This window comes from Anabaena sp. CCY 0017, assembly GCF_963920885.1.
Classification (GTDB): domain Bacteria; phylum Cyanobacteriota; class Cyanobacteriia; order Cyanobacteriales; family Nostocaceae; genus Nodularia.
Genome location: NZ_CAWUDG010000008.1, coordinates 105,798 through 122,353 on the forward strand (window position 1 = coordinate 105,798; position 16,556 = coordinate 122,353).

Consider the following 16,556-nt stretch of genomic DNA (forward strand, 5'->3'; position numbering starts at 1 on the left):
GAAAGAAAAAAGAGTAGGTTGGGTTGGAGCCTTGTGTAGGCGTAGCCTTCTCGTAGAGTAACCCAACGAAACCAAGGATTGTGGGTGTTGGGTTACGCCTTCGGCAAACTACGTTAACGTTCCTCTACCCAACCTACGTCTGAATTGATCAAAGTCATAAAAAATAAGGGTTTATGATTTTTATATGACGAGAGTAATAAAAGAGCGCTAAGGATTTCGACGAACCGCAAACTCACTGCTTAAACCCGCCCCTACCTACTCAGCACTCATTAAAAACCGCAAATTTTTGCATTTTTCGCGCCGGCTGTGATTTGAGTCCTTTAAAAACATATTTTTAAGAGTTAAGTTATAAATCGGTTTTGAGTAACTCTATACATTCCGGGCTTAGTGATGCACTGAAAAAATCTACAGTTCTCTAGAGAGAGTATAATTTAACGTCATAAATTGTGCGTTCCTGAGCAAATTTAGCGTTTTATTGCTGAATATTTACTAAAACACTTACAATAACCAATACAATCGTTTAAAACGGCTCTAACTATATTTAAGCGTATAGGGTATATGATCATGAAATCTAATGTTTTGATGACGATTTCTCTAACTGAACTGGATTTAGACGATGAAGATTTACAAGCAGAAGTCCAAAATTTGCTCCCCCAGTTAAGAGATGTGGACGGGGTAGAAGATGCAGATTTAATAGCAGTAGAAAATGCACCCAAGAAAACTAAGGCTTTAGGTGGCTTTTTATTGGGGTTGTTAAATGCAGAAGTTAACCCGGCTAATATCAAGACTTTATTTCAATTTCTGAGCGATCGCTTTGGTAACAAACCTATTAAGATGGTGCTGAAAGCGCCCGATGGTAGAGAACTCAACCTAGAAGCCAATAGTCGAGAAGAATTTGAATTTGCTTGCCAAAAAGCACAGAATTTTTTGAACAATACATCAAACAGCTAATATGTCGAAAATAGCACTGCTGATCGGGATTAGTAAATATGAGGCAGGATTAGCATCACTACCCAAGGCGGAAAAAGATGTTGAGGCTATGCAGCGAGTTTTACTAAACCCAGAAATGGGTAATTTTGCAGAAGAAGATGTCACGGTGCTAAAAAATCCCCAACGTCAAGACATGGAAGATGCTATTTATCACTTATATGCCAATCGTCATAAAGATGATTTGGTACTTTTTTACTTTTCTGGTCATGGGGTGACTGATGAGAGTGGTGATTTTTACTTTTCGACTCGCCAAACCCAAAAAAATCAAAATAGATTGATTCCTACCACAGCTGTAGCCGCAACAAATGTCCATAATTGGATGAACAAGAGCAAGTCTAAGCGATTGGTGGTCATTTTAGATTGTTGCTTTAGTGGTGCTTTTGCCAAGGGTTTGACAGCTAAAGATAGTGGGACTATAGACCTACAACAGCATTTAGGGGGAGAGGGTAGGGCTATTCTCACAGCTTCTACTTCCACACAATATGCGTTTGAGTCTGATCACTTAGACCTTTCGATTTATACTAATTATTTAGTGGAAGGGATTTCGACAGGTGCAGCGGATCAAGATGGGGATGGTTTGATTGCAGCCGATGAGTTGCATCAGTATGCGAAAAGCAAGGTGCAAGAGGCTTCCCCCGCCATGACCCCAGAGTTTTATCCTCATAAGGACGGTTATCGAATTTTTCTGGCGAAGTCGCCCAAAGATGACCCCAGGCTGAAGTATCGCAAAGAAGTTGAACGCCGCATCAATCGTCGTGGTAAATTTACTATTCCTGCCCGTCGTCTGTTAAACTCGTTGCGCCTTCAGTTGCACCTTGAACCTGATGTTGCTGATGCTATTGAGGCTGAAGTGCAACAACCATATCGGGAGTATCAGCGCAAATTAGAAGAATATGAGGCGACACTGATTGAGACAATGGAAGTTGAGCCGACGCTAAGTGAAAGAACTCTCAACGACCTGATAGACTATCAGCAACATTTAGGTTTGAGAGATGAAGATGTTGCACCAATAGAAGCACGGATTATTAGTCAACGAAAATCGACTGCATCCAAGGAAAAATTATCTGAATCCATTGCTCAAATTTCAGCCCCAGAGGAATACATCAACCCCAGCCGGTTCAATCAGGAAAAATTATCTGAATCCATTGCTCAAATTCCAGCCCCAGAGCAATCCATCAACCCCAAGCGGATAAATACAGAGTCTTTTACAGAACGTCTGGGTAATAGTGTTGTTTTAGATATGGTGGCAATTCCCGGTAGTAATTGTCTCATGGGTTCGCCAGAAAATAATCAAGAAAGACTTGATAGAGAAAGTTTTCCGCATAGCTTCATTATTCAACCCTTTTTCATGGGAAAATTTCCCGTCACTCAAGCCCAATGGGCAGTTGTGGCTGGCTTTGATCGGGTTAATATTGATTTAAATCCCGACCCATCTCATTTTAAAGGTGCTAATCGACCTGTGGAATGTGTTTCTTGGGATGATGCGGTTGAATTTTGCGCTCGACTATCTCAACGGACTGGAAAAACCTATCGTTTACCGAGTGAAGCTGAATGGGAATATGCTTGTCGGGCGGGAACGACTTCGCCATTTTATTTTGGTAACACAATTAGCACAGATTTAGCAAATTACGACGGCACAAACTGGGTTTATCCAGGAACCATGTACCCAGGTAATTATGGTCAAGGGGCAAATGGTGAATATCGGGAGCAAACAACCGATGTGGGAACATTTCCTGCCAATTCCTTTGGGTTATATGATATGCACGGTAATATATGGGAATGGTGTCAGGATGAGTGGCACGATCATAGTAATGATGCGCTCACGGATAAGAGAGCATGGCTAAGTCATCACAATAATCAATATATGCACCTACCTGGTAGTTCTTGGTACTACGACCCCTGGCGTTACCGTTCAGCGTTTCGCGATAGGTATGTGCGTGGCAACAGGTACATCTTTGTCGGTTTTCGGGTGGTGGTAATGCGGGTCAGTCCTTAGTTATGTCTTCTTGTATTCGTCTGCGATCGCATCATCTCGGATAATTTTAGCTCAATGAGGGTAGGCGATCGCATGACTCCACCTCTAACTCACCTATGCCGACACTAAATTAAGTTATGCTGGCTCAAAATATAACACCATAATCTGCGCTGAAGTTAAACCAACAGATTCATAGATTTGTCCATTTTTGTCACTAAATTCTACTTCAAACGCAGCACCATCGGCTAATAATTCGACTATTGTACCAACTTGACCACGCAACAAATTATATTCAGGTATATCATCTGTGAGTGCTATTATATCTAGTAACTTCGGTGTGTTCTGACTCACTTTCTCTAACCTCCAATATTTGTAGGTTGGGTAGAACGAAGTGAAACCCAACATTAACCGCAATATACCGATGAGTTGTGTTGGGTTTCGTTCCTCTACCCAACCTACGGGGTAAAATAAATATAATAAAACACAAATTTACTCAAAAGATATTTTCATTATGGAATATCGTCGCGCCAAGGTGCAAGGAGGAACATATTTTTTTACAGTAGTCACAGAAAAAAGACAGAAAATATTATGTTTACCAAATAATGTTTCTTTATTAAGAGATGCTTTTCGTTATGTAATGGAGAAACATCCATTTATTATAGATTCTGTTGTTATTTTGCCTGATCATCTTCATTGTATTTGGACATTACCAGAAAACGATCAGGATTTTTCCACGCGTTGGCGTTTGATTAAAAGTTACTTTAGTCGTAAATGTGAAACTATTCTACCAGAAAATTTATCTGGATCTAGACAAAATAAACAACAACGTGCAGTATGGCAAAATCGTTTTTGGGAACATTTAATTAAAGATGAAATACATTTTCAAAATTATATTGAATATATTCATTATAATCCGGTGAAACATGGTTTGGTAAAATCACCAAAAGATTGGCAATATTCCAGTTTTCATCGTTCTGTACGTCAAGGTATTTATGACATTATGTGGGGTGCAGGGGAGGATATTATTTTTGATGATCATATTGGCAATGAGTAGGTTGGGTAGAACGAAGTGAAACCCAACATTAACCGCCATATACCGATGGGTTGTGTTGGGTTTCGTTCCTCTACCCAACCTACAATTAAACTGATTTTAATTGATTCTTTCCAACCATGTTTTTAATGCTCTATTAACAATATTTTTAGTTTCATCAACAAATATTTGGTTGTATGCTTGTCCTAAATGTATAACTTCTGACAATAATCTTCCTGAATGTTTTGGCACAGAATAAAATATTTTATTAAAGAATTTTTCCCACAATATACTTTTTTCTTTCACAGGAGCATATCGCGAATATGTGAGATATTCTTCTGTTGTATCAACTTGCATTCTAACAATCGTTTTATTTTGTCGGTTGGGAATAATTAGCCACAAAAATAATATAATCTTTTTTGATTTCCTATCAAATGAAAATTCTGCACATTGTCTCAACTTATCCTTGCCATATTTACTTGCATAGACAATACTTTTATTGACTATGATTTCTTCTATTCTGTGATCAAAACTTAATATCTGCTGTCTGATTTGTTTTAAGTTTTCTAATTCTGTTTCTGCCAATGCACCTAACCAATCTAACAATAATCTTGGTGCTTCAGGAATTTTATCATTTTGTTGATTTTGTAAATTAACTTGTTGATAATTAATTTTTATCAGCTTTGCTTCTGACTGGTTAGAAATTTGAGATACAGAAAAATAAAATTCGTTATCTTCTTTACATATAATAGAAAAAGTAAATAGCTCGAAGTTTAAACGGCTATGTTTCTCATCAATTAAATTATGCCGATGAAAATTAGGACATATTGCCAATAACCGAACCTCTTGCTCATAATCAACATTATCTTTAAAAGGTCGTTCTTCTCTTAAATTCTCATAATACCGTGTCAGTTGATTAATAATATAACGATCTTCTGTATTTTTTAACTCAATAATAGTTAGTTGATTATTTTTGCCAATTCCTATAATGTCACAAACCTCTCCTTTTATATATAATTGCCGTGCTAAAGGCTTTAGTTCAAATATTTCTGCCAAATTATCCCAAACAAAGGTTTCTAATTCAGCCTCATCAATAAATTTCCAGCCTTGAGCAGTTTTTTGTAATGCTACTTTGTTTTTCATCGTGGTGATAGCAGTAATAATATATTTAATTTATACTAAAAACCGCCTGATTATACCTGTTCAGTCCCGTAGGTTGGGTAGAACGAAGTGAAACCCAACATTAACTGCAATATACCGATGGGTTGCGTTGGGTTGCGCTGCGCTTAACCCAACCTACGAACTAGAATCATGCCCATCTCTTATAATTGATCGGATAACCTGCACATATAATCTTAGGCATGAGACTGTGACAGAACCTGGAAGCTACAAAGATACGGTAAACTTACCCAAGACTAAATTCGATATGCGGGCTAACGCTATCAAGCGCGAACCTGAAATCCAAAAATTCTGGGCGGAAAATAACATTTACGATCGCCTTTCCCAAGAAAACCCCGGCGAATTATTTATACTCCATGATGGGCCTCCCTACGCCAACGGCTCATTGCATATTGGTCATGCCTTAAATAAAATTCTCAAAGATATTATTAACCGCTACCAACTACTGCAAGGGCGTAAAGTTAGATACGTGGCTGGCTGGGATTGTCACGGATTACCCATTGAGTTGAAAGTTCTGCAAAAGATGAAGTCGGCAGAACGGCAAAGTTTAACGCCTTTAAAATTGCGGGAAAAAGCTAAAGAGTTTGCTCTAGCTACTGTAGATGACCAACGGGAATGTTTTAAACGTTACGGTATTTGGGGTGATTGGGAGCATCCTTATCTGACTCTGAAGCCGGAATATGAGGCGGCGCAAATCGGTGTGTTCGGTGAGATGGTGTTAAAAGGATACATCTATCGCGGTTTGAAGCCGGTTCACTGGAGTCCTAGTTCTAAAACAGCTTTGGCTGAGGCTGAGTTGGAATATCCCGAAGGTCACACTTCGCGCAGTATCTATGCGGCTTTTCCTGTTACCGGGCTGTCTGAGGCTGCTAAACCTGTGTTGGGTGAATTTTTGCCCCATTTGGGTGTGGCTATCTGGACTACTACTCCTTGGACGATTCCGGGGAATTTGGCTGTGGCGGTGAATGGTGATTTGAATTATTCTGTGGTGGAGGTGTCACGCAGAGGCGCAGAGGCGCAGAGAGAGTTTTTGATTGTGGCTACTGATTTAGTGGAAAGGTTGGCTGCTACTTTGGATGCTGAGTTGACTGTGAAGGCTACGTTTAAGGGGCAGGTTTTAGAACATTCTACTTATCGTCATCCTTTGTTTGACCGTGAAAGTCCGGTTGTGGTGGGTGGTGATTATATCACTACTGAGTCTGGTACTGGGTTGGTACATACTGCACCGGGTCATGGTCAAGAAGATTACATTGTTGGTCAGCGTTATGGTTTGCCGATTCTTGCGCCTGTGGATGACAATGGTGATTTTACTCAGGAGGCGGGTGAGTTTGCTGGGTTGAATGTTTTGGGTGATGGAAATCAGGCGGTAATTGATGCGCTGACTGCGGCTGGTTCTTTGTTGAAGGAGGAAGCTTACGCCCACAAGTATCCTTATGATTGGCGGACGAAGAAGCCGACGATTTTTCGGGCGACTGAACAATGGTTTGCTTCTGTGGCTGGATTTCGGGATGAGGCTTTAAAGGCGATCGCTAGTGTAAAATGGATTCCAGCCCAAGGTGAAAATCGCATCAGACCAATGGTTGCAGAACGTTCTGATTGGTGTATTTCCCGTCAGCGTTCTTGGGGTGTACCCATTCCGGTTTTCTACGATGAAGCCACTGGGGAACCATTACTGAATGAGGAAAGTATCAACCACGTCCAAGCAATTATCGCTGAAAAAGGTTCTAATGCTTGGTGGGAAATGTCGGTTGAGGAGTTATTACCAGAGTCTTACCGCCATAATGGCAAGTCTTACCGCAAAGGTACAGATACAATGGATGTCTGGTTTGATTCTGGTTCATCTTGGGCGGCTGTAGTTAAACAGCGTCCAGAGTTACGCTATCCTGCTGATATGTATTTGGAAGGTTCTGACCAACATCGGGGTTGGTTCCAGTCAAGTCTGCTGACTAGTGTAGCGGTAAATGGTATTGCACCTTACAAAACTGTCTTAACTCACGGCTTTGTTTTAGATGAACAAGGGCGGAAAATGAGTAAATCTGTGGGGAATGTGGTTGACCCCCAAATTGTGATTAATGGCGGGAAAGACCAGAAAAAAGAACCCCCTTATGGTGCTGATATCCTGCGGTTATGGGCTTCGTCGGTAGATTATTCCTCTGATGTGCGTCTGGGTGGTAACATCATTAAGCAAATGAATGATGTCAGAGGCAAAATCCGCAATACAGCGCGGTTCTTGTTGGGTAGCTTGCATGATTTTGACCCTGTAAAGGATGCAGTACCTTTGTCAGATTTGCCAGAACTTGACCGCTATATGTTACACCGGATGACTGAGGTGTTTCAGGAAGTTACAGCAGCTTTTGACAGTTTCCAATTCTTCCGCTTTTTCCAAACTGTGCTGAATTTCTGCGTGGTGGATTTATCCAACTTCTATTTAGATGTTGCCAAGGATAGATTATACATCAGTTCCCCGGATGCTTTCCGTCGCCGCAGTTGTCAAACGGTTTTGCAAATTGCTTTGGAGAATTTAGCACGAGCGATCGCACCTGTTTTGTGTCACACTGCTGAGGATATCTGGCAATTTATCCCTTACCAAACACCATGCAAATCAGTATTTGAAGCTGGTTGGTTGCAGGTAGATGAAAAATGGCGGAATCCTGAATTGGCAGAATTTTGGCAACAAATCCGCAAAATTCGCGATGATGTGAATAAGGTATTAGAACAAGCCAGGGGAGAAAAAATGATTGGTTCTTCCCTAGAAGCAAAAATCCTGCTATATGTCAAGGATGAGCATTTACGTTCTGCGGTAAAAGCCCGAAATCCTGAAATTGGTAATGGTATCGACGAACTGCGCTATATGTTTATTACCTCCCAAGTGGAAGTATTAGATACTCCGGAAGCATTGCAAGGTTTGAAATATAATTTGCAGTCTGATAGCTGGGGAATTGGTGTAATAGATGCAGAGGGGAAAAAGTGCGATCGCTGTTGGAATTACTCTACCCATGTGGGAGAATCAGCAGAGCATCCCTTGCTGTGTGAACGGTGCGTTCCAGCCTTAGCGGGAGAGTTTTAATAAAATACAGAACCTCACCCCCAGCCCCTCTCCTTACTAAGGAGAGGGGAAAATATCAAGTATGGTTTGACACTTACTACTCCCCTCCTCGCTTGCGGGGAGGGGTTGGGGGTGGGGTAGAATGATTGTGGTAATCGTAACTAATTAACCGGACTTGATATTACAACTTCTGCAACAACTCTTGAGTTAATTGAGAAAATGCTTTGGAACCAGATGACTGAGATGCTGTTAAAACAACCGGCATAAAACTATCAACAGCCTTAGCCACATTCATATCAACTGGTATTTGTGCTTTACAGATTTTATCTACACCAAAATCTTCCACAACCCGGTGCATAACTTGTCTGTAATATCTGCCATTTAACAGATTAGAACTAGCCATACTAAAGACAATTCCCAACATTTTGATATTTATCTTCGCTTCATGTTCGTGACTGTCCTTTAATTGAGCGATGCGTCTTTCTAATAGTTGAATACCTACTACAGACAAAGGTTCTGGTTTAGCCGGAAGAATGTAAAAATCGCTGGCGGCTAAAGCACTACGAGTCAATAAATTATAACCAGGCGCACAATCTAGCAGAATGAAATCATACTCCTCACGCACTGGTTTTAAGATGTTATTAATCAAGACTCTTTCAAAGCGATTCCACACAGTTTCAAAGTCCTGTTCACCCAAAGCAATTGCTTGTTGGTGCAGCATTTCGGAGACTAGAAACTCATCATATAAATCAATATCTCCGGGTAATAAATCTAGCCCAGACAGGTTACAAACTTGAGATTTGATAATATCATGAATTGTCAGTTTTGCTTCTGGTTCAGGATTGATAACTTGGTCTATCAAATATCGAAACGTCTTGCGTTGTTTGCGAAGTTTGGCAAAGTCTAAGGGCGACATTAAACTAAGCGTAGCGCTGATTTGGCTATCTAAATCAAGCACAAGCACGCGTTTTCCGTGATTTTTGGCTAAACAAGTAGCGATGTTGACAGTGAGGGTGGTTTTACCAACGCCACCTTTCATATTTGCAGTAGCAATTACATATCCCATTGGTTAAGTCCTTTGTTGACGCATTCCCATATCTAGGTAGCGTATACTCTTATTGAATAATTAAAACTTCTATTAAATTTAATATTTTCCGCAAGCTTAAAAGTTAGCTTGTCTCCATTGAGGCAGTTAGATTATAGCAGTACGGGTTGAGTTGTGAAATACTAGTAGGGAAAAATACTCAAAGTCTGGTTTTTTGATTTGTTTACTGTAATTTTTAATCTTTTTTGGCTCACGCAGAGGCGCAGAGGCGCGGAGAGTATAAGTGAAATTTAGGGAAATTACTGCAAATATAAATTTTATTTGCCAAAATTATAATATTCTCATTTTTTGTAAAAATACTAAGCATAGTCTTATTTATATACATATCATTAGGCAATTTTTATCACACACTCTTAAGTATCTGTGTTATATTTTAAACTGCATACGGTTTTTGCCAATGTAGCAATTTTATTGAGGTAAAGTATATTGCCGTTTAATCCTGAACTGTGTCGTAATGAAAGCGAAGTTGAAAGCAAACTCATAGTTCAGTATTTGCTGCCGCAGTTAGGGTATACACCCGATACATGGCATCAAGAAGTTGCACTGGGTAGCATTCGTTTGGATTTCTTAGCATTTGCGGTACAGGTTATTCCCTTGGTTTTAGATGCTAATTCGCCAATGAGTGTTGTCATGGAGGCAAAGCATCCAAAGCAAAACTTAAATAATCATGTCCTTAGACTCAGGCATTATTTAACCAGTTTGAATGCGCGATATGGGTTGCTGACTAATGGTAAAAAAATCAGAATTTATGAAAAATTGCACTATGATATTCAGCTAGTCTTTGAGTGTGATGGGAAGGATGTTGAAACAAACATACAGGAGATTACACGTTTAATTGGTAGAGAAAGTCTGAAAGAGAGAAAATTATTAGATAGCTCAAAGTTTCAAATATTTCAGAATAATTTAAACTTGGAAAACAAAAGGCAAAATCCTATGAAAATAATCGCAGTGTACCATAATAAGGGTGGTGTTGGTAAAACAACAACTGTAGTTAATTTAGCTGCTGCTATCCGTAAACAAGGTAAAAAAGTCTTAGTAATTGACCTTGATAGCCAAGCTAATACTACATTCGCTACTGGTTTAGTTAAATTTGATGATGAAGAATTTGATGATATTAAAGATTCTAATATTTTTCATATATTACATTCAGAGGATTTTTTCCCAGTTTCAGAAATTGTCAGAAAATCCAATTTTTGTGACCCAGGAATTGAGGTACTTCCTGCACATATAAATTTGATAAAACAAGAGACTGAACTGAATGATCTTGACTACAGTAGACTTATACTCATTGAAAAACTGGAGGAAGTAAAAGAACAATATGATGTTGTATTAATTGATACTCCACCTTCTTTAAATTTGTATGCCAAAATTGCTTTAATTGCTACAGATTATCTGATCATACCATCAGATTTAAAACCTTTTGCGAATCAAGGATTGATAAATGTTAAAGATTTCGTAAAAACAATTAATGGATTTAGGAAACAAGTAAGAAAACCACCTATTGAAATATTAGGAGTTCTTGCTTCAAAAATATCTACAAATAATAAGTTTGTACAATCTACATTAAAAAAACGCATGGAAAAAATTCCGGAAAGATATGATCTTACAATGATGGATACTGTAATTTATGAAAGAGATGATTTGGCTAAATGTGCAGAAAAATTTTTAATGGTTGGAGATATGGAAATACCAGATCCTATGTCTGTTCTGGACTTTAAACCTGGTTCTACCTCTGCCCAAGAATTTGAATTACTAGCTAAAGAAGTATTACAAAAAATAGGATTATATTAATGAAATTATCTGCTTCGCTTGTAGCTGTCAAAAAAATTACTTGCACTCAGCCTCGCTCAATTTTTTCAGATGATGAGTTAGAAAAAGCTGCTCAGTCTATTTTAGAATCTGAAGGAGTTATTAACCCTATAGTGGTTCGTCGAACAAGTCTAAAATCCTACGAGTTAATAGATGGAGTCTTTGAATACTATGCTGCTGTTAGAGCAAGAGAGATAGACCCTCGTCAAGGAGAGATGATAAGTGTCTTTATTATTGAGCCAGAAAATGAGGAATTTTTAACCAAGCAAGTAGAATTATTTAGAAAATCGAAATCTATTATTCCTAATAATGCTGTATCCACCGATTTAGATAACAAAAATCCTACCTCAACAAATACAGCATTAAAAATTATGAATATGGAATCTCGCATGACAAATGTTGAATCACGTTTTGACAATCGCACTCATGAATTACAAACCGAGTTCAGAAATGAGATAAAAAAATTTAATGACAGACTACAAGAAATTGAAACAAGAATTCCCAAACCAATGGAACCGTTAGCAGCACTTAATACCTTAGAATTAAATCAGTTAACTGATAAGCTAAAACGGGTTAATGTCACAACTAAAATAATTGAAAAAATTGTCAGCGAACGAAAAGCTAATGGAAATTTTACATCCTTTAGTAATGTAGTTGATCGTATTAAAGGTTTAGGTGACAAAACAATGCTTAAGATTATCGATAGTTTTTCTGAAGCTACTATCTGACTTGATGCTGCTAGTCAATTAAAACGTAGGGTGCGTATAGCAGGTAGGGTGCGTTAGCGGTAGCGTAACGCACCAAAATCTTAATAATGGTGCGTTACGGATTTCATCCTAACACACCCTACAATATTTGTTTTTTTCATAAATCAAACCGAATTTTTCTAGTTATTTTCAACATCATTCTAACTATTTAGAATTGGAATTTTATATGGATAAACTGGAATCCAAAATCTTTATTTCTAATAACTTCCGATGCACAGCAGCCAAATAAACAGTATCCATTGCAGCATATTTTAGTTGCTTGTCACTCAGAGGACGCATTCCCCAATCGCTGCTTCCTTCATCTGCATCAACATTGACAAAGTAACAAAGTTCTGATGCTAAAGTTTTGAGCTTTAAATTGGAAACTTCCAGGCGTTCACGAGTAATTGTTCTAGCTATTTGGTATGTACAAGTAATATTTTGTGCGAGTTTTTTTCCTAAATACTTGAGGTCAAAACCAGCATTGTGAAAAACCTTTTCAATATTTGAATTAAACATGATTTGGTTAATGAAATATTCTGCCAAATCATGTTTATCTAGTACATCTAGAAGGTAAGCAGATACGCCTGTAGAATCTGTATGATCAGTCAATACCTGAATCAGCGATAATCTGGGATAATGAGTAGTAAAATCGGCAATTTCTGTATCTAACCACAGAATTTTGTTAGATGTTAATGTAGAGATAAACTCTCGGATTTCTGTTGCTGTTGTCAGGTAGTGCATTGACTAAAAAGTTGTCATAAACAATTAAATTTAAGCAATCAAACAAATTAACATTCGCTGACGCGTGAGACATTACCCCCTGATTTGTCGCAGCACGTTAACAGCCTGACTCCTTAACCCAACAGGTAAAAACGACAAACCCAAGCCAGTCAAAGCCTTAGCAGTAGAAAAAGACTTACCCGCCAAAACCAGTTCTTTCCCCTTTTGGGTTTCACCTTTTTCAATTAAACGCAAACCCAATAATAATTGAGATTCGGCTAGGCGATTTTGTCTAACTTTTTCTAACTTCTCCGATTCAAAGTGATAATTTTCTAAATACCGAATCTTATCAAACAAATAAGGAACTTCTCTATTAATACCTTGTTGTTCTGCATGGTAGCGATATTCCATTAATAATTCCGCTAAATAATAACCCTTTTTATCAGCCAAAGCCAGCCGGACAAATAAATCATTATCTTCACAATTTTGAATATTGGGCAGCATAAAACCCACTTCTTGTAAAGTCTGACGACGAAATAAAGTTGCCCCAATTTGAAAGCTTTGGTTGATAAAAACTACCTCTAATAAATTGTCTACTATCCCAGCTTTTAAATTAGCCCGACCCCAGCGACGAGAATTTTCCTGAGTTTTGGACTCATCCCGGATATTTTCAATATCAATTATCCAATGGTCTGTACCAACAAAATCAATGCTAGAATCTTGATCAAGTATGGCCGCAGTCTGTGCTAAAAAATTAGTTGTTAGCCGATCATCGTCATCAAATTTAATAAAATATTTACCCTGCGCCGCATCAAAACCAGAGCGCATATTATTGCTTTTACCAATATTTTGCGAATGACGGATATATTTAATCCGGTCGTCTGTGTACTGTGACATCAATTCAGGTGTGCCATCAGTTGAACCATCATCACAAACAATTAGTTCAAAATCTTGATAAGATTGTTGAAGTACGCTTTCTATGGCGTAAGGCAGGAGATTTTGCCGATTAAATGTAGGAATGCAAACACTAATTTTAGCCACAATTTTGACCATTAAAGAACTATAATAAGCAAGCATCTAAGCAGAATGATGAAAACACCTAGATGCTACATCTTGTTTAAATTGCTCTAGCCTTTCTTCAAGTTCAACAGTTAATTGCTCAATGCGAGACTCACTGCTCAAAATAGGTTTTGAAGTCTTGGCTATATCAGCTAATTGGATTGCCATTTTATTAGACTCGCCTTCCCAAAATGCTTTGAAAAATCTTTGTGGAGCCTGCTTTACACAGTTAATTGAATAGCGCAAGGAAGAACGCACTCCTGGTCCTGGCGGATACAGCTTGCTATCAGGCATGACGTACTGGGGTTTATATTCTATATCTATTGATGAACACCAGTCCTGCCATTTGAAGGGTAACATTCTGGTACTAGTTAAGATAGGAATCCAAGGTACTCTGAGAGCATCAGCAATGATAGCACCATGCATTGCTTCAGCTAGTAAGATTTCCGTTTGGCTCATAGCAGACAAAACTTGCTCAATTGGCCAACGAGGATCGATATATGCGATTCCTGCTTGCTCACAGATGAGTTTCCAGGCGGTATCCCCTGCGATGGCGTGATCAATGTGAGGCATATAAGCGAATTGATTTACTTTGCTACTAGCCTGTTGATACAACCGCCTAATAAGTACAGCGCTATCTGTCACCGCTAATTCAGATGGAACCCCCAATGCTTTTGCTGAGAGTTGCCCTCTTACACAGTAAATTTTCCAAGATTCATCAATTTTGGGTAAGCCCTTGCCATAACCAACGCCAGATCCAAATACTACCGTTTTATCAGTTTTGGGAATACGGTTGTTTAGTAATGTACCTATGCCAACAAATATAGTCGTTTTATCCTGGTCAAACACCCCAGGTAGCAATCGTTTCCACATCCAGAGGTTAAGATTATCACCAAAATTGCTAATCCCGTTGGGAAATTGAAAATAAAAAAGCTTCATCTTTGTACTTATAATTGCAAAAATATTGAGTTTATAGCTAATAATTGTATAATTGAAATTCCTCACGTATTGATTGTGTTACCAATCGATAATCCAATAAAGCTTTCGCTCTCCAAAACCTTGATTTTAAATTAATAGCTTTGTTTTGATCTTCTATTCCGTGGTAAATATTTTGTCCATTTTGAGTATAAATTGCACCTGCAAATGGTAAAGACTCTAATGAAGCTCCTTTTCGATTCAATGTTTCTTCAATTGTACGATGCCAATAGTTATTATATATACAATATTTGTATTCCTTTTCAGTTATTTCATCTATAATTTCTGGCACATAATACAAATCATATCTAACTATGTTACTTGTTCCACAGTATCTGTCAAAACCTTTTTTCATCAGGCGTATAAGTTTACTACCATCACGATAAATATAACCTTTTCTGACCAACCATCCAGTAGCTTGAGGATGTTGATTTACAAACTCTGCTAGATGTTTACTTACACAGTCATCAGCATCGGCAAACATAATATGTGATGCATTTATACTCTTGGCATGAATTAGCCCAGTTATTAATTTGTGAGTTTTATCTAAATCTTTATTTCGCCAATCTGCTTCTGGTATAACAAAATCACGTTCAATATATGTGATATTAGGATGAGTGAATTTAATATTTGGCTTTTCATTACAAACAACAATTACTCTAAAGCTGTTTGTCGTTTGATTGCAAATTGATTTTATGGTTCTCTCAAATAACCGACATACACTTTCCCATGACTGGCAAACTTGTTTGCTTTTAAGCGGTATGATAAATACTAGCATTGGATATCCCTATTTTATGTAATTAGTTACTATCTATAGCTAAGTTGAAAGTGCAGTAGGGGTAATTTTTTTGATTATTTTATGTAAGACTCGATTAAATTTTGTCACCATGCTAGGTGATTTTAGCTCTTTTGGTTTTTGCTCTGGATTTTTGAGAAAGCGATAATGTAAAAACTCTTCTCGATAACGAATATTCACATCTTCTCCTTGAGATAATCTAGCAAAATCTTTAGAAGAATAATTCATGTAGTGAAGACGATGAATTGGCTTTAATCCTTCTTGATTGTAAAGAACGTTGTCAATGTTGACAAAAGGATCTGCATCGGCACAATTACCAGTTCTATCTTGACCATTCGGGCTAAGTGTATAGTTAAATAATGGACGTTCGCACCTTAACGTCATGTAGCAAAGCAAAAATGCATCTGAAAAGTGAGATTCTGGTAACCATTTTATTTCATTGTTTTCAACCAATGACTTTTTAATAAATTCAACTTCAGGCAGTAGAAAAACACCTTTTTTAGAACCGAAAAAACTAGAACAATGTAAATTAGGATATATATCTTGTTCTTTATACAAACCAGAGTTTTCTATAATTGATAAGTTCAAAGCTGTCTTTTCTCTAGATTTTTTATGCTCCCAATCATCAAATATAAAATCATAATCATCAAGTTTAGCGAATAGACTATCTATTGGTTTCATGGCTAAACTATCAGCATCATAAAATACGAATTTATCAAATTCACCATCAAAAGCACATAGCTTTCTCAATAAAGGGGTACGATTCCAAGTATTACTTGATGAATTTCCTTGTTTGAAGGCTGGATGCACTGCACAAATTTCTTTGGCAAAATTATCCCAGCGTTGGATAGATTCGCCATTATCAAACAGGGTGACATTTTTACGAGATTTAATTTCCTGGCTCACCTTCTCTAATTGGTCATTATAAGGAATCACACAAATAGGAATATCTGGGCTGACATTGATTTCAATGCTGTTTAACAAAGCAACTAGCTGGTCATATACAACATCATTAGCCAGGGTATAAATACCGAAAGGTTTCATTTTAGTAAATTATAATTGACTGACAAAACCAGTAATAACATTTATTTACCTAAGAATCATCAGTAAAAGCAACAATTCC

The 16,556-nt window shown here is 37.8% G+C and carries 13 protein-coding genes and 1 pseudogene; 6 read left to right on the plus strand and 8 right to left on the minus strand.

Annotated elements, in window-relative coordinates; genetic code table 11:
• Positions 1 to 564 precede the first annotated feature (564 nt).
• Together ACM0OW_RS12450 and ACM0OW_RS12455 are read left to right on the plus strand one after the other, a co-directional pair.
• Entirely contained in the window at positions 565 to 951 is a 387-nt protein-coding gene (locus ACM0OW_RS12450; RefSeq protein ID WP_414550412.1) for a sugar ABC transporter permease, read from the plus strand.
• 1 nt (position 952) lies between these two features.
• Positions 953 to 2,986 carry a caspase, EACC1-associated type gene (locus ACM0OW_RS12455; RefSeq protein ID WP_414550413.1) on the plus strand — a complete coding sequence of 678 codons (2,034 nt, stop codon included), beginning with the start codon at positions 953 to 955 and terminating at the stop codon, positions 2,984 to 2,986.
• 114 nt (positions 2,987 to 3,100) lie between these two features.
• On the opposite strand, the gene ACM0OW_RS12460 is transcribed toward ACM0OW_RS12455, so the two are convergent.
• Positions 3,101 to 3,316, minus strand: coding sequence for a DUF4926 domain-containing protein (locus tag ACM0OW_RS12460; RefSeq protein ID WP_414550414.1), 216 nt, complete (start codon positions 3,314 to 3,316; stop codon positions 3,101 to 3,103).
• A 160-nt stretch (positions 3,317 to 3,476) separates the two neighbouring features.
• Here ACM0OW_RS12460 and ACM0OW_RS12465 point away from each other — a divergent pair, with 160 nt between their 5' ends.
• Positions 3,477 to 4,019 carry an REP-associated tyrosine transposase gene (locus ACM0OW_RS12465; RefSeq protein ID WP_414550415.1) on the plus strand — a complete coding sequence of 181 codons (543 nt, stop codon included), beginning with the start codon at positions 3,477 to 3,479 and terminating at the stop codon, positions 4,017 to 4,019.
• Between the two features lie 96 nt (positions 4,020 to 4,115).
• Here ACM0OW_RS12465 and ACM0OW_RS12470 read toward each other — a convergent pair whose 3' ends face one another.
• Positions 4,116 to 5,138 carry an endonuclease NucS domain-containing protein gene (locus ACM0OW_RS12470; RefSeq protein ID WP_414550416.1) on the minus strand — a complete coding sequence of 341 codons (1,023 nt, stop codon included), beginning with the start codon at positions 5,136 to 5,138 and terminating at the stop codon, positions 4,116 to 4,118.
• 226 nt (positions 5,139 to 5,364) lie between these two features.
• Between ACM0OW_RS12470 and ileS the strand changes: the two genes are divergently transcribed.
• The gene (gene ileS / locus ACM0OW_RS12475) at positions 5,365 to 8,241 is read left to right on the plus strand and encodes an isoleucine--tRNA ligase (RefSeq protein ID WP_414550417.1); all 2,877 of its coding nucleotides are present in this window, start codon (positions 5,365 to 5,367) and stop codon (positions 8,239 to 8,241) included.
• A 160-nt stretch (positions 8,242 to 8,401) separates the two neighbouring features.
• Here ileS and ACM0OW_RS12480 read toward each other — a convergent pair whose 3' ends face one another.
• Complete coding sequence (locus ACM0OW_RS12480) at positions 8,402 to 9,286, minus strand: ParA family protein (protein WP_414550418.1); 885 nt, start codon at positions 9,284 to 9,286, stop codon at positions 8,402 to 8,404.
• A 465-nt stretch (positions 9,287 to 9,751) separates the two neighbouring features.
• Here ACM0OW_RS12480 and ACM0OW_RS12485 point away from each other — a divergent pair, with 465 nt between their 5' ends.
• Positions 9,752 to 11,116 carry an AAA family ATPase gene (locus ACM0OW_RS12485; RefSeq protein WP_414550419.1) on the plus strand — a complete coding sequence of 455 codons (1,365 nt, stop codon included), beginning with the start codon at positions 9,752 to 9,754 and terminating at the stop codon, positions 11,114 to 11,116.
• Positions 11,116 to 11,862 carry a ParB N-terminal domain-containing protein gene (locus ACM0OW_RS12490; RefSeq protein ID WP_414550420.1) on the plus strand — a complete coding sequence of 249 codons (747 nt, stop codon included), beginning with the start codon at positions 11,116 to 11,118 and terminating at the stop codon, positions 11,860 to 11,862. Before ACM0OW_RS12485 ends, ACM0OW_RS12490 begins: the two co-directional genes overlap by 1 nt.
• Positions 11,863 to 12,093: 231 nt before the next feature.
• Here the strand turns inward: ACM0OW_RS12490 and ACM0OW_RS12495 are convergent.
• The 5 genes and pseudogenes from ACM0OW_RS12495 to ACM0OW_RS12515 form a co-directional block, all read right to left on the minus strand.
• Positions 12,094 to 12,624, minus strand: a pseudogene (locus tag ACM0OW_RS12495) (cell division protein FtsK); the annotation flags it as partial.
• 72 nt (positions 12,625 to 12,696) lie between these two features.
• Positions 12,697 to 13,644, minus strand: a complete 948-nt coding sequence (locus ACM0OW_RS12500; protein ID WP_414550421.1) for a glycosyltransferase family 2 protein — start codon at positions 13,642 to 13,644, stop codon at positions 12,697 to 12,699.
• 36 nt (positions 13,645 to 13,680) lie between these two features.
• Entirely contained in the window at positions 13,681 to 14,601 is a 921-nt protein-coding gene (locus ACM0OW_RS12505) for a polysaccharide pyruvyl transferase family protein (RefSeq protein WP_414550422.1), read from the minus strand.
• A 37-nt stretch (positions 14,602 to 14,638) separates the two neighbouring features.
• A complete protein-coding gene (locus ACM0OW_RS12510) occupies positions 14,639 to 15,415 on the minus strand; it encodes a glycosyltransferase family 2 protein (RefSeq protein ID WP_414550423.1) in 777 nt (258 codons plus the stop codon).
• 39 nt (positions 15,416 to 15,454) lie between these two features.
• Positions 15,455 to 16,477, minus strand: coding sequence for an Npun_R2821/Npun_R2822 family protein (locus ACM0OW_RS12515; RefSeq protein WP_414550424.1), 1,023 nt, complete (start codon positions 16,475 to 16,477; stop codon positions 15,455 to 15,457).
• Positions 16,478 to 16,556 lie beyond the last annotated feature (79 nt).

Bases quoted from the DNA above. Each gene is read 5' to 3' on its own strand.
- ACM0OW_RS12455 (WP_414550413.1), top strand. From the start codon at position 953: ATGTCGAAAATAGCACTGCTGATCGGGATTAGTAAATATGAGGCAGGA.
- ACM0OW_RS12505 (WP_414550422.1), bottom strand. From the start codon at position 14,601: ATGAAGCTTTTTTATTTTCAATTTCCCAACGGGATTAGCAATTTTGGT.
- ACM0OW_RS12515 (WP_414550424.1), bottom strand. From the start codon at position 16,477: ATGAAACCTTTCGGTATTTATACCCTGGCTAATGATGTTGTATATGAC.
- ACM0OW_RS12465 (WP_414550415.1), top strand. From the start codon at position 3,477: ATGGAATATCGTCGCGCCAAGGTGCAAGGAGGAACATATTTTTTTACA.
- ACM0OW_RS12490 (WP_414550420.1), top strand. From the start codon at position 11,116: ATGAAATTATCTGCTTCGCTTGTAGCTGTCAAAAAAATTACTTGCACT.
- ACM0OW_RS12510 (WP_414550423.1), bottom strand. From the start codon at position 15,415: ATGCTAGTATTTATCATACCGCTTAAAAGCAAACAAGTTTGCCAGTCA.
- ACM0OW_RS12480 (WP_414550418.1), bottom strand. From the start codon at position 9,286: ATGGGATATGTAATTGCTACTGCAAATATGAAAGGTGGCGTTGGTAAA.
- ACM0OW_RS12450 (WP_414550412.1), top strand. From the start codon at position 565: ATGAAATCTAATGTTTTGATGACGATTTCTCTAACTGAACTGGATTTA.
- ACM0OW_RS12470 (WP_414550416.1), bottom strand. From the start codon at position 5,138: ATGAAAAACAAAGTAGCATTACAAAAAACTGCTCAAGGCTGGAAATTT.